Genomic DNA, 23,779 nt, shown 5'->3' with positions numbered 1-23,779 from the left:
AGCAAAAATGGCACTTTTAGAATTTCATTAATTGCAAATCAAGCTTGGAGAATTTCCAATATTCACCGACACCGCCAAAACTTGGAGCGGCCTTGAAAAAACTTTAGACCACACACTACATAAAGTTAAACAAATCTGATGCAGCCTTTACAAATCTGAAGTATACGGGGAAAGCAGTGGACCTGACATTGGCTAATACATAGGATGTGGCGGCGCCACTCTCTCAGCAAAAAAATGTTTAAGCAACACCCTAAGCTAAAGCAGTCTGCGTTCGATGCCGATGCCGATGCCGATGCGATTGTTTTGGGAAAGGCCTCAGACTTGTAGTGCAAGGGGAGTTTTCTTTCGGGTAAAAAAATCTCGACAACCAAACCTATAACAGCGAAAGCAAAACCATGATATTTAAGTGCTCGGGCAACGCAGTCAATCCAAATACCGTATCTTATAGAAGCTTGGGATTCGGAGAGGCGGTTACGATCAAGACTCAGCCCTACATACTGCAAATCAAACCCGGCGACTTTCCAAGAAAGTTTGAAATTATTTCAGATACGTTTATTTCGGAATGCAGGATTGACGATACCGTGCAAGGCTATGCGGACATCCCCGAGCTTGCGACAGTTGATTACCCGACTTTCAATGAACTTCTGAACACCCATCCAAACCTAGCAGCAAGTTTGATCGAAGATCATCTTTACTTCGAACTCTTCTATCATCTTTTTCAAAACCCAACCAACCCACAATTGGTTATCAACAACATCAACAGCGTATATACAGAGAAAGATTCAATAATAATCACGGGAGACACATACCCATTCAAATACTTCTAGCAGAAGGAAACTTGCTCGACGGCAGGCCCGCCGACTCAGACCTCAATGGTCGACTGTTAAATAACACTGATCTGGCGACGACGTCAGTGCGCTAATCACCGATTGCTAGTGATCTATTTGCCAGCTCTATTACCCGGTCAGTGCCAAAAGTATGTACAGAGCCAGCGGCATGCGCAGTGTCCGCTATCGGGACAAAGATCGATTCAACGCCGTTACGGAAACTACTGAAACGCAGGAAGTCTAGCTAACGTAAAAGGGCAACCGCCTGCTGATGCCCGGCGATCGCCACTACGATTACACGCTATCCGCCCCCGCCAACCGCACCTGCCTCTCCAACTCCACCTTCAACCCCGGCTCCAATTTCAACTGCCGTGCCAGTTCATCCAGATAGCTCTTCTCCATAAAATTCTCCTCATCCACCAGCATCACACTGGCGATGTACATCTCCGCCGCCATTTCCGGCGTGCTGGCCGCGCGGGCGACGTCGGTGGGGTCGAGGGGTTTGTTGAGTTCGGCGTGGAGCCAGTGTTGCAGCTCCTGGTCGTTGTCGAGTTTGGTGAATTCGCCTTCGATCAGTTCGCGCTCGCGCTCGTCGATGTGGCCGTCGGCTTTGGCGGCGGCGACCAGGGCTTTGAGGATCGCCTGACTGTGTTCTTCGACTTGCGCGGGTGGCAGGCGGTCGAGGGTTTGTGGTTCGCGTTGTGGTGCGCTGCCTTTCTGAGCGTTGTAGTTGCCGTAGGCCTTGTAGGCCAGCACGCCCAGCGCGGCGAGGCCGCCGTAGATGGCGACTTTGCCGCCGACCTTGCGGACTTTTTTGTTGCCGAGCAGCAGGCCCATCGCGCCCGCGGCCAATGCGCCGCCGCCCGCGCCGGACAGCAGGCCGCCGAGGCCGCTGGAGCCAGACGAGCCACCGAGCAAACCGCCCAGTCCGCTGGCAGCCGACTTGTTGGAAGCGCCACCAGTCTTGTTCTGCAGCATTTCCTGCCCGGACTTGAGCAGTTGATCGAGCAATCCACGGGTGTTCATGTTCCGTCTCCAAACAAGGGTTATCCGGATCTAAGGCCCTCAGCCTAGTTCGAAAGTGCCCGACCCCGACCTGCGAGTGTGCTTCGAGATGTTGCTCGCCACTCAGAAGGGCATGTTTCGAGCGTTACGCAAATGAAAAAGGGGCAGGCTTCTCGGCCGGCCCCCTTCTCCCCTCCCCCTTAGAATCGCGAAACACTCCGCATCGCATCCACCAGATAGCGCATGGCAATCCGGTCGCTTTCCGATAGTTCTCGATAACGCTCCACAAGTTTCAATTCTTCGGAATTGAGGCGGCGTCTTCTGCGCCCGCCGCCCAAGCAAGGGAAGATGCCCAACATTTCGGTGATGCTCTGTATTTTTGCCATGGACGATGTCCTTCTCTATTGAGTCAAGAAACTGCTGAACCTCACATCGCCCTGCCTCTTCGAGCAGCGTCGTGTGCCCCGCCGGCACGAAGGCTTGTATCCGGTCTTGCCCATAGAATAGGAATTAAATCGGCGTTGAAAAGCGGTTTTTAGAGTAATTAATCGAAAAAAGCAGATATGCCCTCTAAATCAGAGAGCCCTGTCAGAAAAATTACAGACATGTCTTGTTTCATTGCCAGATGACGCAACGCAAACAACCCTTTTTGCCCGACAATCGAACCGATTAAGCTAGCGGGCATCTGTTTATAGTCCGTTGCGTTTGGCCGAAGGCATGACCGAACCGTAATTTCCGATCCGACAGGTGCCAGGAACGGCGCCGGATTGCACACGACAGGTTGTATTTATGCACCGCAGGAATTTGCTCAAAGCGTCCATGGCCATTGCGGCCTATACCGGTCTTTCCGCGTCGGGCCTGTTGGCCGCCCGCGCTTGGGCAGCCAATGGCGGCGCCGCCGATGGCGAGGCCCAGGCCTTCGATTTCGAAGCATTGAAGCGTCAGGCCAAGCAGCTCGCCGGCAGTGCCTATCAGGATACGAAACAGGTGTTGCCGCCAACCCTGGCGACCATGACTCCGCAAAATTTCAACGCGATCCGCTACGACGGCGAGCATTCCTTGTGGAAGGAAAACAAAGGTCAGCTGGACGTGCAGTTCTTCCACGTCGGCATGGGTTTCCGTCAACCGGTGCGCATGTACAGCGTTGATCCGAAGACGCGCATGGCGCGCGAAGTGCACTTCCGCCCGGCGCTGTTCAATTACGAGAACACTTCGGTCGACACCCAGCAGCTCAAGGGCGATCTGGGTTTTGCCGGCTTCAAGCTGTTCAAGGCGCCGGAGCTGGATCGGCATGACGTGGTGTCGTTTCTCGGCGCCAGCTATTTCCGTGCGGTCGATGCTACTGGCCAATATGGCCTCTCCGCGCGCGGCCTGGCCATCGACACCTACGCGAAGAAGCGCGAAGAGTTTCCCGACTTCACCAAGTTCTGGTTCGAGACGCCTGACAAGAACGCCACGCGTTTTGTGGTCTACGCCCTGCTCGACTCGCCGAGCGCGACCGGCGCCTATCGCTTTGACATCGATTGCCAGGCCGAGCGCGTGGTCATGGAAATCGACGCGCACATCAACGCCCGCACCACCATCGAACAGTTGGGCGTGGCGCCGATGACGAGCATGTTCAGCTGCGGCACCCACGAACGGCGCATGTGCGACACCATTCATCCGCAGATTCACGACTCCGATCGCCTGGCAATGTGGCGCGGCAATGGCGAGTGGATCTGCCGGCCGTTGAACAACCCGGCGACGCTGCAATTCAATGCATTTGCCGACAAGGACCCGAAGGGTTTCGGCCTGGTGCAGACCGACCACGAATTCGCCAACTATCAGGACACTGTCGACTGGTACAGCAAGCGCCCGAGCCTGTGGGTAGAACCTACAACCGCCTGGGGCGAAGGCTCTATCGATCTGCTGGAAATTCCTACGACCGGCGAGACGCTGGATAACATCGTTGCGTTCTGGACGCCGAAGAAACCCGTGGCTGCCGGTGATTCGCTGAACTACGGGTACAAGCTCTACTGGAGCGCGCTGCCACCGGTCGGCACGCCACTGGCCCGGGTGCACGCGACGCGTTCGGGCATGGGCGGCTTCACCGAGGGCTGGGCGCCGGGTGAGCACTACCCGCCGGTCTGGGCGCGGCGCTTTGCCGTGGACTTCACCGGTGGCGGCCTCGAGCGCCTGCCACAGGGCACCGGGATCGAGCCGGTGATTACCTGTTCCAACGGCAAGGTGCAGGACTTCAGCGTGCTGGTGCTGGATGACATCAAGGGCTACCGGATTCTGTTCGATTGGTATCCGACCAATGACAGTGTCGAGCCAGTGGAACTGCGCCTGTTCATTCGCACCAATGACCGCACGTTGAGCGAGACCTGGCTGTACCAGTATTTACCGCCGGCGCCGGACAAGCGTAAATACCCTTGAGGTTCTAAGGCGGCTGTTCTGGCGTCATTCGCGAGCAGGCTCGCTCCCACAGGGGTCCGCATTCCTATTGTGGGAGCGAGCCTGCTCGCGAAGAGGCCCGCCTGACAACGCAAAATTGTGCCGAATAGAAAAGCCCCGACCCTCACCGGCTCGGGGCTTTTGCTTTCCAGCCTTCAATCAATCGCGCAAATCCGATTCATGAATCGGCTGATCCCGATGGGTCGCGCGCTGATACTGCGCCGGCCACACTGCTTTGCGCCCACCCAGATCATCGTCGGCATGCAGCGGCCAGTAGGGATCGCGCAGCAGTTCGCGCGCGAGGAAAATGATATCGGCCTGACAGGTACGCAGAATGTGCTCGGCCTGGGCCGGCTCGGTAATCATTCCGACAGTACCGGTGGCGATGCCTGACTCTTTGCGCACACGCTCGGCGAAGCGCGTCTGATATCCGGGTCCAACCGGGATTTCCGCGTTTGCAGCAGTCCCTCCTGAAGACACGTCAATGAGATCGGCGCCCAGCGTATGAAGGCGCCGCGCCAGCTCCACTGTCTCATCCGGATTCCAGCCATCTTCGACCCAATCGGTCGCCGAGACGCGGACAAACACCGGCAACTCCTCCGGCCATACCGCCCTCACCGCTTCAGTGACTTGCAGCACCAGACGGATACGATTCTCGAACGAACCACCGTACTGATCGCGGCGTTGATTGCTCAGCGGCGAGAGAAACTGATGCAGCAGATAGCCATGCGCAGCATGCACCTCGACCACGCTGAAACCCGCCGTCAGCGCGCGTTTGGCCGCGTCGACAAAGGCCTGGATCACTTCGGCGATCTGCCCCTCATCCAGCTGCTTCGGTTGAGTGTGCTGCGGGTCGAAAGCAATCGGCGATGGCCCGACCGGGGTCCAGCCGCCGTCCTCGGGTTTGACACTGCCATGCTTGCCGATCCACGGCCGGTGGGTGCTGGCCTTGCGCCCGGCGTGGGCCAGTTGAATACCGGCGACCGCGCCCTGGGCGGTGATGAAGCGAGTGATGCGTTGCAGCGGTTCGATCTGTTCGTCGTTCCACAGGCCAAGGTCTTCGGCGGTGATGCGTCCGTCGGCGGTAACCGCCGTGGCTTCGGTAAAAACCAGACCGGCACCGCCCACCGCGCGGCTGCCCAAGTGCACCAGATGCCAGTCGTTGGCCAGGCCGTCGACGCTGGAGTACTGACACATCGGCGACACGGCGATGCGGTTGGGCAGGGTCAGTTGGCGAAGAGTAAAGGGTTCAAGCAGCAGACTCATGGGGCACCTCTCGAATCAGTGGGCAGGCTCCAGGGTTCTGTTTGAAAAGTCGACGAGTGACAGAAAAAGGGTGCAGCACCCGCCCCCGCGGGCAAAAATTCGACAAGACGTCACAAGGCCAATCAAGCAGTGCTTAGAGCCTAGTCGACAACCGGGAATGACGGAGGGTTCAGAGTAATTCAGTGTGTGAAAGGATGCTTTCGCGAGCAGGCTCGCTCCCACAAGACTACACCGTACCTGTGGGAGCGAGCCTGCTCGCGAATGGCTTAACGCGGTTCGATATGAGCAATCATCAGCTGCACAGTCTCGTTGCCACGAAACTCGTTAACGTCGAGCTTGTAAGCCAGTTCAACCCATTGAATCGTCGGGTTCGGCCACACATCGCGATCAATGCCAAACGCGATGCCATCGAGCTTCACCGAACCGCATCCGCTTTTCAGCACCACTTTCAAATGCCGTTCGCCGACCACGCGCTGCTCGACCAGTTGAAACACACCGTGAAACAGCGGCTCGGGAAAATGCTGCCCCCACGGCCCGGCGTGGCGCAAGGCGCGGGCCAGTTCGAGGTGGAACTCTTCGACGGCCAGCGTGCCATCGGACAACATGCGCCCGGTGAGGTCTTCTTCGCGAAGTTGCCTACGTACTTCAGCGTCAAATGCCTCGGCGAACAGCGGAAAATTCTCCTGCGGCAAGGTCAGACCAGCGGCCATCGCATGACCACCATATTTGGTGATCAGGTTCGGATGCTGCGCCGCGACCACACTCAGCGCATCGCGAATATGGAAGCCCTGCACCGAGCGACCGGAGCCCTTGAGCAGACCATCACCGGCATCGGCGAAGGCAATGGTCGGGCGGAAATAGCGCTCTTTCATGCGCGAGGCGAGGATGCCGATCACGCCCTGATGCCACTCCGGATCGAACAGGCACAGACCAAACGGCATCGACTCGACCGGCAGATCCTTGAGCTGCGCCAGCGCTTCACGCTGCATGCCCTGCTCGATGGATTTGCGATCCTGGTTCATGCCGTCCAGTTGCGCAGCCATTTCCCGCGCCAGATTGGCGTCGGCCGTAAGCAGGCATTCGATGCCCAGGCTCATGTCGTCCAGACGTCCGGCGGCGTTCAGGCGCGGGCCGACGATGAAACCCAGGTCGGTGGAAGTGATCCGCGCAGCCTCTCGCTTGGCGACTTCGAGAATCGCCTTGATCCCCGGCCGTGCCCGGCCGGCGCGAATCCGCTCCAGCCCTTGATGCACAAGAATGCGGTTGTTGGCATCCAGCGGCACCACGTCGGCGACGCTGCCCAGCGCCACCAGATCGAGCAGTTCGCCGATGTTCGGTTGTGGCTTGCTCTCGTACCAGCCGAGGCTGCGCAGACGCGCGCGCAACGCCATGAGTACGTAAAAGATCACCCCGACGCCGGCCAGCGCTTTGCTCGGAAATTCGCAGCCCGGCTGATTCGGATTGACCAGCGCATCAGCCTGCGGCAGTTCATCGCCGGGCAAGTGGTGGTCGGTGATCAACACCTTCAGTCCGGCGCGCTTGGCCGCCGCGACGCCTTCGACACTGGAAATACCATTGTCGACGGTGATCAATAATTGCGGTTCACGGGTCAGCGCGACTTCGACGATTTCCGGCGTCAGGCCGTAGCCGTATTCGAAGCGGTTCGGCACCAGGTAATCGACATGCGCCGCGCCCAACAGGCGCAGACCGAGCACACCGACAGTGCTGGCGGTGGCGCCGTCCGCATCGAAGTCGCCAACAATGAGAATGCGCTGACACTGCTCCAGAGCCGTCACCAGCAGGTCGACCGCCGCATCGATGCCTTTGAGCTGCTGGAACGGGATCAAGCGCGCCAGACTCTTGTCCAGCTCCGCCTCCGACTGCACGCCCCGCGCCGCGTACAGGCGGGTCAGCAGTGGCGGCAGATCACCGAGGAAAGGCAGCGTGGCAGGCAATTGACGAGGTTCGATACGCATGGGGCGACGGAGGCTTCTCTTTGATTCGTGGGAAATATCAGCGGTGTCGCGACCTCAGCCGCGCTCACCTTGCAGCCATTGCAACTGGACTTCGTGCTGACCGCGATCGTCGGTGACGAAGATCGTGCCTTCGCTGATCATCACGTCCCACTTGATGACGCGCGGCATGTCCTTGGCCAGGGTCTCCAGCACTTCTTGCGGGACGGCGGCGATGTTGACGTTTTTCAGGTTCTTGATCGCCGGGATCACCTTGGTTTCCCACACACGCAGGCTGCCGTAGGCCAGCAGGCTGGTGCGTTCGGTGCGGCGCGAGCACCAGGTCAGGCGATCGGCATCCGGCTGGCCGACTTCGATCCAGTGCAGGACACGGTCGTCCAGGCTCTTTTCCCACAAGGCCGGTTCATCCACGTCTGACAGACCACGGCCGAACGACAGCTGCTCGTTGTACCAGAGCGCGTAGGCCAGCAGCCGCACAGTCATGCGTTCTTCGGTCTCCGAAGGATGACGGGCGATAGTCTGCTTGACGCTTTCGTAGACGCTGCGGTCGAGGTCGGTGAGGTTCAGTTCGAATTTGTAGGTAGTGGACGGCTGGGCCATGAACGGGCTTCTTGATACGAGGAAAGTCGGCAAGTCTAACCGATGCCACAGGCAATCATCGAATTGATGGCAATCAAGCTGCGGCGTCTGACAGTCGGCTATGTTAAAACCCTGTATCCGCTCAGCCTTGTCCTACAGGATTTCGCATGCCGTTCACCAGCAAACCGCTCTCGGGTCTGAAAGTCATTGAATTGGGTACGTTGATTGCCGGGCCGTTTGCCACGCGCATTTGCGGCGAATTCGGCGCCGAAGTGATCAAGATCGAATCGCCGGACGGCGGCGATCCCCTGCGCAAATGGCGCAAGTTGTACGAAGGCACCTCGTTGTGGTGGTTTGTCCAGGCGCGCAACAAGAAGTCGCTGACCCTCAATCTGAAACACCCCGACGGTTTGGCGATCCTGAAACAACTGCTGGGCGAAGCCGACATCCTCATCGAGAATTTCCGCCCCGGCGTCCTGGAAAAACTCGGTCTGAGCTGGGAAACCCTGCACGCACTGAACCCGAAACTGGTGTTGGTGCGCCTCTCCGGTTTCGGTCAGACCGGGCCGATGAAAGATCAGCCCGGCTTCGGCGCTGTCGGCGAATCCATGGGCGGTTTGCGTTACATCACCGGTTTCGAAGACCGGCCGCCAGTGCGCACCGGGATTTCCATCGGCGATTCGATTGCCGCGCTGTGGGGCGTGATCGGTGCACTGATGGCGCTGCGTCATCGCGAGGTCAATGGCGGACTGGGCCAAGTGGTCGACGTTGCGCTGTACGAAGCTATCTTCGCGATGATGGAAAGCATGGTGCCGGAGTTCGACGTCTTCGGTTTCATCCGCGAGCGCAGCGGTAACATCATGCCGGGCATCACGCCCTCTTCGATCCACACCAGTGCCGACGGCAAGCATGTGCAAATCGGCGCCAATGGTGATGCAATCTTCAAACGCTTCATGCTCGTGATTGGCCGCGCAGATCTTGCCAACGACCCGGTGCTGGCCAGTAACGACGGGCGTGACAGTCGCCGGGACGAGTTGTATGGCGTGATTGATCGCTGGGTCAATTCCTTACCGCTGCAGACCGTTCTCGACTTGCTCAATCAGGCCGACGTACCGGTCAGCCGGATCTTCAGCGCCGAGGACATGTTCAACGATCCGCAATACCTGGCGCGGGAGATGTTCCTGCATGCCAAGCTGCCGGACGGCAAGGACTTCAAGATGCCCGGCATCGTGCCGAAGCTGTCGGAAACGCCGGGCTCGTCCGAATGGGTCGGACCGCAGCTTGGCGAACACAATGCGCAGGTGCTTGGCGATCTGGGCTACGACGCGGCGCAAATCGCTCGGCTGCGCGAAGACGGGGCCATTTGAGCAACGCTGGAGGTTTGGTTTTCGAGCAAAAAGCTGTGCACAGGGCAAACGCCGGGCAAAAGAAACCCCGAGAAGTGGGGAGACGACTCGGGGTTAAACGGGGTCTGCTTCGAGACCCGTAGCAGCAAGCGACAAGCACCGGAGCACAATGCTTGATCCTGCTGTTATGGGGTCTGACTGACAGGGATGCAGGAAGGTTCCCACAAAAAATATTTCATCTTTACAGGGCCGGACGCTTGTCCAGAGCTGCATTGCGCAACGCCGCAATGACGCAGGGTTCCAGCCGCCCTTCGGCGATCATCACGTCACGGTGCAGGCCGTCCACCACGTCGGTCAGCAAGCGCTTGTCGCTCAACTGGGCCTGATTGAATTCGCGTTCCACCACAATGGCGCCGCTGCTGTTCTTCAGCGTCACCAGACATTCACCATGGCTGCCGCGAGGGGTCAGCGTCACCTGATACGGGCTCAGAGCCTCACCGAGCAATAGACTGATACTTTCCATCTCGATCTCCACTCAATAGTCCGAAAACACAGTGCCTGGGGCGTGTTCACATTAAATGACCACCGGCCCGAGAAGAAAGTTCTGCCTGTCACGTTCCGACCTTGCAGGACCGTGTCTGACAGAGCATGCATGGCGAAGATGACAGAAAAATATTCGCCGGTATCAGGCCTCGATGAGTGCCTGCGCAGTGATCAGATAACTGTCCAGCAGACCTCGCATCAACACCGCCGAAACCGGTGTCTGCAGACGCCCCAGCAGGCGCAGGCGTTGTTGACGAAGCACCGGCTCCAGGTCACTCAACAAACTCTGCGCGACCGAGCCCAGCAGAATCAGGGCACGCGCCTCATGGTGCGCCGCCAGGTGATGAATCAATGCCAACCCATCGCCACCTTTGAGCTGCGGATCGCAAATGGCGATATCGACCGCACCGCGATGCCCCAGTGAAGACAGGGCTGACGCCAGCGAAGGCGCGGTCAATACGTCGTAGATGCCGATGGCATTGAGCATTTGATGCAATGCCATCAGCTGGAACGGGTTGGGTTCAAGAATCAGGACTTTAAGCGAGCGCATGGGCGACCTCTGGAGCGATCATCGCGGACTCTCACCGCAGGTGTCGTTCACTCTAGGGCAGGCGTCTTAAGCCTCCCATCAGAAAAGTAGCCGCGTCTTGCAGGACATTTCCCTTCTTTACTGCAGACAGCGACACCCGCTCTCGGTCCGACGCTGGGTGATGTCGGTCCAGCCGCCCAACAAGCCGCGCAATTTGCCGTCGCCGCTGTAAAACGTCACGGTCCACTGATAAACCTCGCGAGGCCCGCCCTTGAACAGCAGTTGGCGTTTGCTGAAGCGCGACTTGCGGGTTTGCAACTGGGCGATGAATTCGTCGTGGAGCATCCGCGCGGTGGTTTCCGGAAACGCATCGACTTCGATCAGCAAGCGTCCCTGCATCTGGTCCTGGCGCACCGACAGCGCCTCTTCGTAACTGCGATTGCAGATGATCAAACGCCCGTGCAGATCACGGACAAACACCGGATCCGGCATCGAATCGATCAGAGCGTGCTGAAAGGCCAGTTGATCGCCCAACTCCTTTTCCGCCGCGCAGCGCAGCTTGATCACGGCCGCCAGGCGCCGGTTCCACACCAGCGACAGCATTCCGAAAACGCCGATTCCCCCCATCGCCCAGCATGCCCACTCGACCAGGCGCTTCCACACGGAGGGCACGGGCGGCGGCGAAACGCCTGCCAGCCACTTTAGACGAATCGCCCGCAACTCCGCAGCAGGGAAAGCTTCCAGCGCCTTGTTAAGAATACTCAGTAGTTGCGGCATGCCTTTTCGTACAGCCAGATGATCGGCTTCCCACTTGCCCTCTACCAGAGCACCGACCTTGAGCATGCCCAACGGATAGAGCTGCGCGCCGATTTCGTTTTCGATGGTTGCGTAGGCTTCCCCACTCTCGACCAGCGCCCGCGCTTCGGCGTAGGTTTTCACCGAGCGTATTTCAATCGACGGATAATCGCGCCGAATCGCATCCTCCAGGGCATGACGGGCGGGCAGCACCAGAACGCGCTTCGCCAGTTGCTCGAAAGACTCCACCCTCGGGGCATTGGCATGTCCGACAAACACCCAGCCAGCACCTCCGAAAGCATGACTGAAATCGAGAAAGGCCTTGCGTTCATCGCTCATGGCCAACGTCGTACTGATGTCCGCGACCCCGCTTTGCAGGCGATCGAGCATATGGTCGGTAGAGAACGATTCCTGGTGCTCGAATTGCAGTCCGGTCATTGCGCTGACCCGCTTGAGCACATCGTTGTTCAGACCGCTCCACTGGCCGTGTTCGTCCTGAAACAGGTACAGCGGATATTGCACCGATGCCACCGTTACTCTGGGGTTGTCACGGATCCATTGCCGCTCGTGCGCATCCAGTTCGACAACCGGCACAGTGCCCGACGCATTGGCCTGATCGAGTGCCATCTGCGCTGCCACGCCGCTGTGCATCCATCCCAGCACCGCCAACAAAAACAACCAGCCCAGTGCCGGTTTCAAACCTCTGTAAAACAGCATTGCCATTTCCTTCGTGATCGACTCACCCGTCCTTCGTGGGTGAAAACCCGAGCAGTGTGGCAGCAGAAACAAAAAAGCCCGTCAGGAGACGGGCTTCAAAATGTGACAGCTTTTACTGGCTTAGAGTGGCTTGCCGCGGTTGCCATGCTGGCTGACAAAGGCTTGCACGGCTTTCAGGTCGTTTGGCAGAACCGTGCAACGCTCGTTTCGCTCAAACAAATCAGAAAGATGTGCAGGTAGTTCGAGCGCTTTTCCTACACCCGCTTTCTCCACTGCCTCAGGAAACTTGACCGGATGGGCAGTGCCCAGAATTACCATCGGGATATCCAGACTGCGACGGCATTCGCGCGCAGCTTTCACACCGATGGCAGTGTGCGGGTCGAGGACTTCACCGGTTTGCTCGTAGACGTCGGCGATGGTTTCGCAGGTCTGCGCATCGTCCACCGCCAGCGAATCGAACAGCTTGCGTGCTTCGGTCCAGCGTTCTTGTTCGACGCTGAAACTGCCGTCCTTTTTGAACGAGTCCATCAGGCCGGCAATCGCCGCACCGTTACGCCCGTGCAGGTCGAACAGCAGGCGCTCGAAGTTCGACGACACCATGATGTCCATCGACGGCGACAGCGTTGCGTGCAGGGTTTCCTTGACGTACTGGTTGCCGCTCATGAAGCGGTGCAGGATGTCGTTGCGGTTGGTCGCCACGATCAACTGATTGATCGGCAGGCCCATGTTGCGTGCCAGGTAGCCGGCGAAGATGTCGCCGAAGTTACCGGTCGGTACCGAGAACGACACCGAACGCGCCGGACCACCCAACTGCAGAGCGGCATGGAAGTAGTAAACGATCTGGGCCATGATCCGCGCCCAGTTGATCGAGTTCACCGCCACCAGACGTGTGCCTTTGAGGAAGCTCTGGTCGGCGAAGCTGTTCTTGACCATTTCCTGGCAGTCATCGAAGTTGCCTTCGATGGCGATGTTGTGGATGTTCTCGCCGAAGATCGTTGTCATCTGCCGACGCTGCACTTCCGATACACGCTGATGCGGGTGCAGGATGAAGATGTCGACGTTTTCGCAGTGCTTGCAGCCTTCAATGGCCGCCGAACCGGTATCACCGGAGGTGGCACCGACGATCACTACGCGCTCACCGCGCTTTTCCAGCACGTAATCAAGCAGACGACCGAGCAGTTGCAGGGCGAAGTCCTTGAACGCCAGGGTCGGGCCGTGGAACAGCTCAAGCACCCATTCATTACCCTTCAGCTGACGCAATGGCGCAACGGCGCTGTGGGCGAACACACCGTAGGTTTCTTCGAGGATCTTCTTGAAATCGGCATCCGGGATGCTGCCGGTGACAAACGGGCGCATCACCCGGAAGGCCAGTTCGTGATACGGCAGGCCAGCCCAGGAAGCGATCTCTTCCTGAGTAAAACGTGGCAGGTTTTCCGGGACGTACAGACCGCCATCGGTCGCCAGACCGGCCAGCAGGACCTCTTCGAAATTCAGGGCCGGGGCCTGGCCGCGAGTACTGATATATCGCATTTTTTTCAAACCTTCGGTTTGAGCTGCAAGCTGCAAGCTGCAAGTCGCAAGTAAAAGCCAGACTGCTTCTCTCTTGCCGCTTGCAGCTCGAAGCTTGCCGCTGCTTTTAGTTCAAATGTTCGACACGGATCCGTACAACCGGGCCGTCGACGCCAGCCAGTGCTTCCAGCGCGGTGATCGCATCATTGATGCGTTGCTCGACCACGCGGTGGGTCAGCAGGATCATCGGCACCAGGCCGTCATGCTCTTCGACTTCCTTCTGCATGATCGATTCGATATTGATGCCGCGCTCCGACAGGATGCTCGCCACCTGAGCCAGTACGCCCGGGTGGTCCTTGGCGTGAATGCGCAGGTAGTAAGCGCTTTCGCAGGCTTCGATCGGCAGGATCGGATGCGCCGACAGCGAGTCCGGCTGGAAGGCCAGGTGCGGCACACGGTTTTCCGGGTCGGAAGTCATCGCGCGAACCACGTCGACCAGATCGGCGATCACCGAAGAAGCGGTCGGCTCCATGCCAGCGCCAGCGCCATAGAACAGCGTCGAACCGGCGGCGTCACCGTTGACCATGACGGCGTTCATCACGCCGTTGACGTTGGCGATCAGGCGATCGGCCGGAATCAGCGTCGGGTGCACGCGCAACTCGATGCCGGCGTCAGTGCTGCGCGCCACACCCAAGTGCTTGATGCGATAGCCCAGCGCTTCGGCGTAGTTGACGTCGGCAGTGGTCAGTTTGGTGATGCCTTCGGTGTACGCCTTGTCGAATTGCAGCGGAATACCGAAGGCGATAGACGCCAGAATGGTCAGCTTGTGCGCGGCATCGATGCCTTCGACGTCGAAGGTCGGGTCGGCTTCGGCGTAACCCAGCGCCTGCGCTTCGGCGAGCACGTCTTCGAACGTACGACCTTTTTCGCGCATTTCGGTGAGGATGAAGTTGCCGGTGCCGTTGATGATCCCGGCAACCCAGTTGATGCGGTTGGCGGACAGGCCTTCGCGGATCGCCTTGATCACCGGAATGCCACCGGCCACGGCCGCTTCGAATGCCACGATCACGCCTTTCTCGCGTGCCTTGGCGAAAATTTCATTACCGTGAACGGCTATCAGCGCCTTGTTCGCGGTGACCACATGCTTGCCATTCTCGATGGCCTTGAGTACCAGCTCGCGGGCAACGGTGTAGCCGCCCATCAGCTCTATGACGATGTCGATCTCAGGGTTCGTGGCCACTTCGAAGACATCGTTGGTAATCGCAATACCGGTCGTCTGGAACTGAGGCTTTGGCGTGCGCATGGCAATTTGTGCCACTTCGATTCCACGCCCGGCACGACGAGCAATTTCCTCGGCGTTGCGCTGAAGTACGTTGAAGGTACCGCCACCGACGGTCCCTAACCCACAGATGCCTACTTTGACCGGATTCACTGTGAACTCCCCATGAAACGGCCGACACAGGGTCGGCCGGAAAACAACCGCGTGCTCGCGGCTCTCTGTTGATGGCCCGGCGCTGTAGCTGCCGGACCACGATCATCAACGGTTGCCCGTGACGATGCGAATTACTTCGCGCCCAGCGCCAGTTTGGCGACTTGTGGCGCCGGCTGGTAGCCCGGAATGACCTGGCCGTCGGCCAAAACGATGGCCGGTGTACCGTTCACGCCGATCGACTGACCGAGCGCGAACTGTTTGGAAACCGGGTTATCGCACTTGGCGGCTTTGATTTCCTTGCCATCGACCATTTTGTCCATGGCAGCTTTCTTGTCTTTCGAGCACCACACTGCTTGCAGCTGCTCGTCACCCGGCGAATTCAGGCCCTGGCGCGGGAACGCCACGTAGCGCACTTCGATGCCGCGCTTGTTCAGCTCGGGCACTTCGGCATGCAGTTTGTGGCAGTACGGACAGGTGGTGTCGGTGAACACGGTGATGTGCGATTTGGTCTCGCCCACGGCCGGGTAGACCACGGTTTCGGCCACCGGGATGGCATTGATCAGTTTGGAAATGCCCAGGCGTTCGGTCTTCTCGGTCAGGTTGACCGGTTTGCCATTCGCGAGCTGGTACAGATTGCCCTGCACGATGTACTGGCCATCGGCACTGGCGTACAGCACGCGGCTGCCTTTGAGTTTGACTTCGTACATGCCAGGCAACGGGCTGGCACTGATGCTTTCGACCGGAACCTCGAGTTCGAGTTTTTCCAGGCTTTGACGAATGGCTTTGTCAGCCGCGTCGTCGGCGACGGCAAAGGTGCTCACCAGCGCAATGGCGGCGGCGGCGAAAATCTGGGTCAGACGCATGAGTACTCCTGAGGGCGGGCCAATGAAACGATCAGAACGCCCGTGCGAAACACCGGGTCATAACCGTCCATCGTGCAAACCGGCAAAGCCTAACACATAAGGCCGCGAGGGCCGAATGCGCCTGTCGCCACACACTCATGTGCAACTGACACATCTTCATGCTTGTACAGTTGACCCACAACCACATGTGGCTGACACACATTATTGTGGCGAGGGGATTTATCCCCGCCGGGTTGCGAAGCAGCCCTAAACCATCCACCGCGATCTTTCAGTCAAAATCGAGCCAGCCGGGTTTGCGACTGCTGCGCAGCCGAACGGGGATAAATCCCCTCGCCACAGGTCAGTATTTCAACATTATGGGATGTGTCAGCCGCGTGGGTGGTGTTTGGCGTGCAGATCCTGCAATCGGGCGCGGGCGACATGGGTATAGATCTGCGTCGTAGAGAGGTCGCTGTGCCCGAGCAGCATCTGCACCACGCGCAAGTCCGCGCCGTGGTTGAGCAGGTGCGTGGCGAACGCGTGACGCAATGTGTGCGGCGACAGCGATTTGCTGATCCCGGCGACCTTGGCCTGATGCTTGATCCGATGCCAGAACGTCTGCCGGGTCATCTGCTCGCCGCGCTGGCTGGGGAACAGCACATCGCTGGGGCGGCCACCGAGCAACTCGCCACGACCATCACGCATATAGCGCTCGACCCAGACAATCGCCTCCTCGCCCATCGGCACCAGACGCTCCTTGCTGCCCTTGCCCATCACCCGCAATACGCCTTGGCGCAGGTTGACCTGCTCCAGTGTCAGGCTGATCAGTTCGGTCACGCGCAGGCCACAGGCATACAGCACTTCCAGCATCGCGCGGTCACGCTGACCGATGGCTTCACTCAGGTCCGGTGCCTTGAGCAGCGCTTCGACATCGGCTTCCGATAGCGATTTGGGCAACGGCCGGCCCAGTTGCGGCATGTCGACGCGCAACGTCGGGTCGACGCTGATCAGTTTTTCCCGCAACAGATAGCGATAAAAGCCACGCACCCCGGAGAGAAATCTCGCGGTGGAGCGCGGCTTGTAGTTTTGCTCCAGCCGCCACGCCAGGTGATCGAGGATCAATTCGCGACCGGCATTGATCAGCTCGAGATTTTTCTCCTGCAACCAGCCGTTGAACAGCGCGAGGTCGCTGCGATAGGCGTCGCGGGTGTTGTCGGACAGGCCTTTCTCCAGCCATAAAGCGTCGAGGAATTGATCAATCAGCGGATGGTCGATGGCAGGCATGGGTGCTCGGGGCAGGCAGTTTTTAACACTGCGCGCAAATAGACAGTGAACGACGGGAATGGCCGCTAGTCTTTCATAGCCAGCCAGATCAAGGAACAGGGAGCATCAATGAACGAGCAGCAAATTCTCTTGGCATTTGGCGGGATCGGCGCGGCGGCGCTGGGTTGTCAGTGGCTGGCATGGCGCCTGAAACTGCCGGCCATTCTGTTTCTGCTGCTGACCGGCATTCTGGCCGGCCCGCTGCTGGGTTGGCTCGACCCGCAGGAAATGTTCGGCCCGCTACTGATGCCACTGGTGTCGCTGGCAGTGGCGCTGATCCTGTTCGAAGGCAGCCTGACCCTGCACCTGTCGGAATGGAAAGAGATCGGCAGCGTCGTTCATCGACTGGTGACCCTCGGTGCGATTTCGACCTGGATCGTCATCGCGGTGGCCACGCACTTTCTGCTGGGCTTCGACTGGATGCTGGCGATTCTGTTTGGCAGCCTGACGCTGGTTACCGGTCCGACCGTAATCGTGCCGATGCTGCGGGTGGTGCGGCCAAAAGCCTCGATCGCCAACATCCTGCGCTGGGAAGGCATCGTCATCGATCCGATCGGCGCTCTGCTCGCCGTCGTGGTGTACAGCTTTATCATCGCCAGCGCTGAAGGGCATGGCCTCAAGCAAAGTCTTCTCACCTTCGGCGGGGTGATCCTCTGCGGCGCCGTGTTTGGTGTCGTCGGTGGCTGGCTGCTGGGGACGGTGATCCGGCGTCAGTGGCTGCCGGAATACTTGCATAACCTGGCCTCGCTGGCAGCGGTGCTGGCGATCTTCATCGGTGCCAACCAAGTGATGCATGAGTCCGGCCTGCTGGCGGTGACGCTGATGGGCATGTGGCTGGCCAACATGAAAGGCGTGGACGTGCGGCACATCTTGCACTTCAAGGAAAACCTCAGCGTGTTGCTGATTTCCGGACTGTTCATCCTGCTCGCGGCGCGCCTGGACCTGAACGCGTTGATCGGTCTGGGACCGCTGGTGTTGATTCTGCTGCTGGTGATCCAGTTGATCGCTCGCCCATTGAATGTTTTGCTCAGCACCGCCGGTTCCAGTCTCAGCTGGCGTGAACGGGCGTTGCTGTGCTGGATCGCGCCACGCGGGATCGTCGCAGCGGCTGTCTCGGCGATTTTCGCGATTCGCCTGGATGAATCCGGACATGAAGGCGCCCTGCTGCTGGTGCCGCTGACCTTTGCGGTGATCATCGGCACCGTGGTTTTGCAAAGCGCAACGGCGCGACCGCTGGCACGGCTGTTAAAGGTCGCCGAACCGGCGCCGAGCGGTTTTCTGATCGTTGGAGCCAATGGCCCGGCCCGCGCATTGGGCAAGTCGCTGCAGCAACTGGGCAGTCGCGTACTGCTGACCGATTCGAGCTGGGAGAATATCCGCGCGGCACGCATGGAAGGCTTGCCGACTTATTTCGGCAACCCGGCGTCGCAGCATGCTGACGCGCATCTGGACCTGGTGGGGTTGGGGCATTTGCTGGCGCTGTCACCGTCGGGCGAGCTGAACACATTGGCGGCGATGCGCTTTCGTCATGACTTCGGTCATCAGCGCCTGTTCGGTCTGGCCAGCGGCCATGAAATCCGCCGCAGCGATAAACATCGGGCGAGCCTGGAACACCGGGGCAATCAGTTGGGCAGTGAGGCACTGACCTATTCGAAACTGGCCGGCCTGATGGGCCAGGGTGCCGAGCTGTACAGCACAACCTTGACGGATGGGTTTGGCTGGGATGATTACCGGGCGCTGCACGGCAACCGCGCAACGTTGCTGTTCATGCGTGATGACAGCGGCTGGGTGCATGTGGTGACACCGGAAACGGCGTTGAAGCCGGGGGCTGGGTGGACGTTGCTGGCGTTGATTCAACCAGAAGGTTCCAGCGCCTGATGGATCGATTCGCGAGCAGGCTCGCTCCCACTGTATTCCTGTGGGAGCGAGCCTGCTCGCGAAGGCCGCGACTGGGTCACGGACAGACTGAAGATCTTTGCAGCACAAATCCCGGGCAACAAAAAAGCAGCCCGTAGGCTGCTTTTTTCTGCATCGGAAGCTGGGCTTAAGCCAGTTTTTCCTTGATGCGTGCTGCTTTACCCGACAGGTCGCGCAGGTAGTACAGCTTGGCTTTACGTACGTCACCGCGACGTTTAACAGCCATGCTGTCGATCTGCGGGGAGTAGGTCTGGAAAGTACGTTCTACGCCAACACCGTTGGAGATTTTACGAACGGTGAACGCACTGTTCACGCCGCGGTTACGCTTGGCGATTACAACGCCTTCGAACGCTTGCAGACGGGAACGATCGCCTTCCTTCACTTTCACCTGAACGACAATAGTGTCGCCTGGGGCGAAGGTAGGGATTTCTTTGCTCATCTGCTCTGCTTCGAGTGCAAGGATGATTTTGTTGGTCATGCTGTGCTCCTAAGGTAAATCGTTCGATCTACCATCGATACGTTGTTAACTATCGTCCCGCTCGCGGATGTATTCCTCGAGCAGCTTCTTCTCTTCTCCAGAAAGCGAGCGGCTTTCCAGAAGATCGGCGCGTCGTTCATAGGTCCGACCAAGGGACTGCTGTAAACGCCAACGCCGGATATGCGCGTGATTGCCACTCAGCAACACGTCGGGAACACGCTGATCCGCATACACCTCCGGTCGGGTGTAATGCGGGCAATCCAGCAGACCATCCGTAAAGGAATCTTCCTCAGCGGAATCCGCATGCCCTAAAGCTCCAGGCAGCAGTCGTGTAACCGCATCGATCAGGACCATGGCCGGCAGCTCGCCGCCAGACAGTACATAGTCGCCAATCGACCACTCTTCATCGACATGAGCCTCAATAAAGCGCTCGTCAATGCCTTCGTAGCGGCCGGCAATCAGGATCAATGCATCCGATTGTGCCAGCTCGCGTACCGCCGACTGAGTCAGTTGACGGCCTTGGGGGGACAGGTAAATCACCTTCGCCGCCTCCCCGGCTGCTGCCTTGGCCTGGGCCAGAGCATCTTCCAGGGGCTTGATCTTCATCACCATGCCCGGACCACCGCCAAACGGGCGATCGTCCACAGTGTGATGCCGATCCGTCGTGTAATCTCGCGGATTCCAACAGGTCAGCTGCAAGAGCCCCTGTTTGACCGCACGACTGGTGATGCCGTAATCGCCAATGGCGGAAAACATCTCGGGAAACAAACTGATCACTTCTACGCGCAAGTTAGCCACGTTCAGAAGTCCGCGTCCCAATCCACCTTCATCTCGCCCGCTTCCAGGTCGACGGCCAACACGCATTGCTCCGTATAGGGCAACAGGCGTTCGCGATCATCCAGGCTGCCAGCGCAAGGCTTGACGACCATTACATCATTGGCGCCGGTTTCCAGAAGATGATCGATTTTCCCGAGCAGTTGCCCGAGGGTGTCGATGACCTTCAGACCTTCCAGCTGGTACCAGTAGTACTCGCCTTCGGTCAATTCAGCGAACAGGTTGCGCGGCACGCAGATCTCATAACCGGCCAGAAGACGAGCTTCTTCACGATCATCGAGACCCTTGAGCTTGGCGACCAGGAACTTGTCGCTCCCGCGTCCACTGACCAGCTCGACCTGTTTGACATTGCCTTCGCGCTTGAGCGTCCAGGTTTTGTACTGCAACAGGTTTTCAGTCGGATCAGTAAAGGAATAAACCTTCACTTCGCCGCGAACGCCATGAACAGAATAAATTTTGCCAATAACGATCAAATCATCGGCAGGGGCTGGCGTCGCGTTCATATTGCTCAGGCCGCAGCCTTGGCAGATTCCTTCAACAACTGAGCAACGCGCTCAGAAGGTTGTGCACCAACGCTCAGCCAGTAGGCAACGCGCTCTTGGTTCACGGACAGACGGATTTCCTGACCACGGGCAACAGGGTTGAAGAAACCAACCTGTTCTTTGTGGGAGCCGTCACGCGGGTTACGCGAGTCGGTTACGGTCAGGTGGTAAAACGGGCGCTTTTTGGAGCCGCCAAGGGCAAGACGGATTGTTAGCATGTGAACATCGTTCCTGTAGTCGGTGCTGCAAATCTAAATGCACAGCGGGCATGGGTGCCCGAAAGGCCGCATATTCTAAGGAATATCCGGACTTTTGCAAATGACTTTTTCCGGCGCCCATGGCATGCCGTGCAGATTTGCATAGAGAGCCGTCGTTAAAAACGGCCAGTCAGCTCCCGCCGAGTGCGGGTTTGCTGTTGATCCTGCGTCCTTGCAGGGTCTGCGCCGGTGCGACGACCGGCGAAGTCTTGGTGTCCTGTCTCACATTTTCGGCATGCCGCCGCCGGGCAACATACCGCCCATGCCGCGCATCATTTTCGCCATACCGCCCTTGGCGGTGAATTTCTTCATCATCTTCTGCATCTGCTTGTGCTGCTTGATCAAGCGGCCGATGTCCTGCACCTGCGTGCCGGAACCCATGGCGATCCGACGCTTGCGCGAACCGCTGATCAGCTCAGGGTCGCGGCGCTCGGCCGGGGTCATGGAATTGATGATGGCTTCCATCTGTTTGAATTGCTTTTCTGCGGCGTTCTGGGCATTGCCCATCTGCGACAGGTTGACGCCGCCGATGCTCGGCAGTTTGTCCATGAGGCCGCCGAGGCCGCCCATGTTCTTCATCTGTTGCAGCTGATCGCGGAAGTCTTCGAGGTCGAAGCCCTTGCCCTTTTTCAGCTTCTTGGCCAGTTTGTCGGCCTTGTCCTTGTCGAGGGTCGCTTCGGCCTGTTCGATCAGGCTGAGCACGTCGCCCATGCCAAGGATCCGCGAGGCGATACGCTCAGGGTGGAACGGATCGAGCGCTTCGCTCTTCTCGCCCATACCGATGAACTTGATCGGCTTGCCGGTGATGGCGCGCACCGACAGCGCGGCACCGCCACGGGCGTCGCCGTCGACCTTGGTCAGGATCACACCGGTCAGCGGCAGCGCATCGCCGAACGCCTTGGCGGTGTTGGCGGCGTCCTGACCGGTCATCGCGTCGACCACGAACAGGGTTTCAACCGGGTTGATCGCGGCGTGCAGCGCTTTGATCTCGCCCATCATCTCTTCGTCGATGTGCAGACGACCGGCGGTGTCGACGATGACCACGTCGATGAATTTCAGTTTGGCTTCTTTAATAGCCGCATTGGCGATGTCGACCGGCTTCTGGCTCAGGTCGGACGGGAAGAATGTCACGCCAATGTCGTTGGCCAGGGTTTCCAGCTGCTTGATCGCGGCCGGACGGTAAATGTCCGCAGACACGACCATGACCGACTTCTTCTTGCGCTCTTTAAGGAAGCGCGCCAGCTTACCGGCAGTGGTGGTTTTACCCGCGCCCTGCAGACCGGCCATCAGAATCACGGCTGGCGGAACGGCACTCAGGTTGAGGTCTTCGTTGGCCGCGCCCATCAGGCTTTCGAGTTCGGCCTGGACGATCTTCACGAACGCTTGGCCCGGCGTCAGGCTGCGCGACACCTCGGTGCCGACAGCGCGCTCCTTGACCGAATTGACGAAGTCCTTGACCACCGGCAATGCGACGTCAGCTTCGAGCAACGCCATGCGCACTTCACGCAGGGTGTCTTTGATATTGTCCTCGGTCAGCTTGGCCTTGCCGGTGACATGGCGCAGCGTCTGCGAGAGACGGTCGGTTAAGTTTTCAAACATTGCGCGATCCTTTCAGGCCCTGTACGAACCGGGATAATGGCGGCCCAGACCGGAATCAACATGTGCTCGGCGAGCCTGCGGCGTGGGCAGGTCGCGGATTATAGCGAAGACTGCGGCCGGCGGACACCTCGCTGTCAGCTTGCGGAGTCTTTCGTGCCGTGCCGGTTCTATGCCAAACTCAGCGCCTTTCGGGCTCGCCTAACAGGATTTATGCTCCCCTTGTCACCCAGTTTGCTGACCACCCTCGCCGCCGCCCTGCTCTATGCCGCTGCGACCGTCTATCAAAGTACCCGCCTGGCCACCGGCGCCAAGGCGAACAAGCGCCTGCTGGTCAGCCTCGGCGTATTCGCCGTGCTCGCCCACGGCGCCAGCCTGCTTACACATCTATTGACCCCGATCGGCCTCGGTCTGGACTTCTTCAGCGCGTCCAGCCTGATTGCCGCTGCGGTGATTGCCCTGACTCTGCTGGCCTGTTCGCGGATCCCGGTGGAAAACCTGCTGGTGCTCCTGTTCCCGCTCGGTGCGATCACGGTATTGCTGGCGCAGTTCGCGCCGACCGGCACAGTGCAGATCATCGACGAAGAGCCGGGCATTCTCGCGCACATTCTATTGTCGATCCTCGCCTACGGCATGTTCACCATCGCCGTGTTCCAGGCGTTGCTGCTGCTGGTTCAGGACCATCAGCTCAAGCACAAGCACCCGTCCGGACTGATCAAGAACTTCCCGCCCCTGCAAACCATGGAAAGCCTGCTGTTCGGCTTTCTCTGGGCCGGCTGGACGCTGCTGTCGCTGTCGCTGATTTCCGGTTGGCTGTTCGTTGAGAATCTGTTCGCCCAGCATCTGGTGCACAAGACCCTGCTGGCCTGTCTGGCATGGATCGTCTTCAGCGTGCTGCTGTGGGGTCGCAACCGACTGGGCTGGCGCGGCCACAAGGCGATTCGCTGGACCCTCGCTGGTTTCTGCCTGCTGATGCTGGCGTACTTCGGCAGCAAACTGGTTCGTGAATACATACTGCACATCTGACGGGCGG

Annotated in this window: 21 protein-coding genes; 4 read left to right on the top strand and 17 right to left on the bottom strand. The window is 59.0% G+C overall.

The genetic code is table 11. The annotated features are described in order from the left end of the window. Window positions 1-1,121 precede the first annotated feature (1,121 nt). The gene (locus AB9L16_RS04725; RefSeq protein ID WP_375123175.1) at window positions 1,122-1,853 is read right to left on the bottom strand and encodes a tellurite resistance TerB family protein; all 732 of its coding nucleotides are present in this window, start codon (window positions 1,851-1,853) and stop codon (window positions 1,122-1,124) included. 179 nt (window positions 1,854-2,032) lie between these two features. Next, entirely contained in the window at window positions 2,033-2,218 is a 186-nt protein-coding gene (locus AB9L16_RS04720) for a hypothetical protein (protein ID WP_041478186.1), read from the bottom strand. A gap of 403 nt (window positions 2,219-2,621) precedes the next feature. On the opposite strand from AB9L16_RS04720, the gene AB9L16_RS04715 reads away from it, so the two are divergent. After that, entirely contained in the window at window positions 2,622-4,250 is a 1,629-nt protein-coding gene (locus AB9L16_RS04715; protein WP_150636247.1) for a glucan biosynthesis protein D, read from the top strand. A gap of 177 nt (window positions 4,251-4,427) precedes the next feature. Here the strand turns inward: AB9L16_RS04715 and AB9L16_RS04710 are convergent, their stop codons facing one another. The 3 genes from AB9L16_RS04710 to AB9L16_RS04700 all read right to left on the bottom strand — a co-directional run bounded on the left by AB9L16_RS04710 (window position 4,428) and on the right by AB9L16_RS04700 (window position 8,107). Continuing rightward, window positions 4,428-5,534: an NADH:flavin oxidoreductase/NADH oxidase gene (locus AB9L16_RS04710; protein ID WP_039759093.1), complete on the bottom strand. Its 1,107-nt coding sequence runs from the start codon at window positions 5,532-5,534 to the stop codon at window positions 4,428-4,430. A 266-nt stretch (window positions 5,535-5,800) separates the two neighbouring features. Beyond that, a complete protein-coding gene (recJ, locus tag AB9L16_RS04705; protein ID WP_375123174.1) occupies window positions 5,801-7,510 on the bottom strand; it encodes a single-stranded-DNA-specific exonuclease RecJ in 1,710 nt (569 codons plus the stop codon). 54 nt (window positions 7,511-7,564) lie between these two features. After that, window positions 7,565-8,107 carry a YaeQ family protein gene (locus AB9L16_RS04700; RefSeq protein WP_007908961.1) on the bottom strand — a complete coding sequence of 181 codons (543 nt, stop codon included), beginning with the start codon at window positions 8,105-8,107 and terminating at the stop codon, window positions 7,565-7,567. A 146-nt stretch (window positions 8,108-8,253) separates the two neighbouring features. Between AB9L16_RS04700 and AB9L16_RS04695 the strand changes: the two genes are divergently transcribed. Then, window positions 8,254-9,453, top strand: coding sequence for a CaiB/BaiF CoA transferase family protein (locus AB9L16_RS04695; RefSeq protein WP_375123173.1), 1,200 nt, complete (start codon window positions 8,254-8,256; stop codon window positions 9,451-9,453). Window positions 9,454-9,673: 220 nt separating this feature from the next. Here AB9L16_RS04695 and AB9L16_RS04690 read toward each other — a convergent pair whose 3' ends face one another. The 7 genes from AB9L16_RS04690 to xerD form a co-directional block, all read right to left on the bottom strand. After that, window positions 9,674-9,955 (bottom strand): DUF3509 domain-containing protein, encoded by a 282-nt coding sequence (locus tag AB9L16_RS04690; RefSeq protein ID WP_016771530.1) that lies wholly within the window; start codon window positions 9,953-9,955, stop codon window positions 9,674-9,676. 162 nt (window positions 9,956-10,117) lie between these two features. Continuing rightward, window positions 10,118-10,525, bottom strand: a complete 408-nt coding sequence (locus AB9L16_RS04685) for a response regulator (protein WP_041478191.1) — start codon at window positions 10,523-10,525, stop codon at window positions 10,118-10,120. Between the two features lie 117 nt (window positions 10,526-10,642). After that, complete coding sequence (locus tag AB9L16_RS04680) at window positions 10,643-12,016, bottom strand: transporter substrate-binding domain-containing protein (protein ID WP_375123172.1); 1,374 nt, start codon at window positions 12,014-12,016, stop codon at window positions 10,643-10,645. Window positions 12,017-12,136: 120 nt separating this feature from the next. Then, window positions 12,137-13,546 (bottom strand): threonine synthase, encoded by a 1,410-nt coding sequence (thrC, locus tag AB9L16_RS04675; protein ID WP_375123171.1) that lies wholly within the window; start codon window positions 13,544-13,546, stop codon window positions 12,137-12,139. Window positions 13,547-13,652: 106 nt separating this feature from the next. Further along, on the bottom strand, window positions 13,653-14,957 hold the full coding sequence (locus AB9L16_RS04670) for a homoserine dehydrogenase (protein ID WP_252885418.1): 1,305 nt from the start codon (window positions 14,955-14,957) through the stop codon (window positions 13,653-13,655). Window positions 14,958-15,088: 131 nt separating this feature from the next. After that, entirely contained in the window at window positions 15,089-15,820 is a 732-nt protein-coding gene (dsbC, locus tag AB9L16_RS04665; RefSeq protein ID WP_016771534.1) for a bifunctional protein-disulfide isomerase/oxidoreductase DsbC, read from the bottom strand. A 366-nt stretch (window positions 15,821-16,186) separates the two neighbouring features. Further along, on the bottom strand, window positions 16,187-17,083 hold the full coding sequence (gene xerD, locus AB9L16_RS04660) for a site-specific tyrosine recombinase XerD (protein ID WP_071174488.1): 897 nt from the start codon (window positions 17,081-17,083) through the stop codon (window positions 16,187-16,189). A 108-nt stretch (window positions 17,084-17,191) separates the two neighbouring features. Here xerD and AB9L16_RS04655 point away from each other — a divergent pair, with 108 nt between their 5' ends. Further along, window positions 17,192-19,000 carry a cation:proton antiporter gene (locus AB9L16_RS04655; RefSeq protein WP_375123170.1) on the top strand — a complete coding sequence of 603 codons (1,809 nt, stop codon included), beginning with the start codon at window positions 17,192-17,194 and terminating at the stop codon, window positions 18,998-19,000. A 166-nt stretch (window positions 19,001-19,166) separates the two neighbouring features. Here the strand turns inward: AB9L16_RS04655 and rplS are convergent, their stop codons facing one another. From rplS to ffh, 5 genes are all read right to left on the bottom strand, one after another. Continuing rightward, window positions 19,167-19,517 carry a 50S ribosomal protein L19 gene (gene rplS / locus AB9L16_RS04650; protein WP_041478196.1) on the bottom strand — a complete coding sequence of 117 codons (351 nt, stop codon included), beginning with the start codon at window positions 19,515-19,517 and terminating at the stop codon, window positions 19,167-19,169. A gap of 45 nt (window positions 19,518-19,562) precedes the next feature. Continuing rightward, a complete protein-coding gene (trmD, locus tag AB9L16_RS04645; protein ID WP_038860625.1) occupies window positions 19,563-20,315 on the bottom strand; it encodes a tRNA (guanosine(37)-N1)-methyltransferase TrmD in 753 nt (250 codons plus the stop codon). A 2-nt stretch (window positions 20,316-20,317) separates the two neighbouring features. Beyond that, the gene (gene rimM, locus AB9L16_RS04640; protein WP_016771538.1) at window positions 20,318-20,854 is read right to left on the bottom strand and encodes a ribosome maturation factor RimM; all 537 of its coding nucleotides are present in this window, start codon (window positions 20,852-20,854) and stop codon (window positions 20,318-20,320) included. Window positions 20,855-20,859: 5 nt separating this feature from the next. Beyond that, window positions 20,860-21,111: a 30S ribosomal protein S16 gene (gene rpsP, locus AB9L16_RS04635; protein WP_003185073.1), complete on the bottom strand. Its 252-nt coding sequence runs from the start codon at window positions 21,109-21,111 to the stop codon at window positions 20,860-20,862. Window positions 21,112-21,372: 261 nt separating this feature from the next. Further along, entirely contained in the window at window positions 21,373-22,749 is a 1,377-nt protein-coding gene (gene ffh, locus AB9L16_RS04630) for a signal recognition particle protein (RefSeq protein WP_007967791.1), read from the bottom strand. 210 nt (window positions 22,750-22,959) lie between these two features. Between ffh and AB9L16_RS04625 the strand changes: the two genes are divergently transcribed. Beyond that, on the top strand, window positions 22,960-23,772 hold the full coding sequence (locus tag AB9L16_RS04625) for an inner membrane protein YpjD (protein WP_016771539.1): 813 nt from the start codon (window positions 22,960-22,962) through the stop codon (window positions 23,770-23,772). The last annotated feature ends 7 nt before the right edge of the window (window positions 23,773-23,779 follow it).

The sequence above is a fragment of the Pseudomonas sp. LW8 genome (genome assembly GCF_041956865.1).
Classification (GTDB): Bacteria; Pseudomonadota; Gammaproteobacteria; order Pseudomonadales; family Pseudomonadaceae; genus Aquipseudomonas; species Aquipseudomonas siliginis.
Note: the sequence above shows the minus strand (reverse complement) of the source record. Positions and strands in the feature narration are given on the sequence as shown.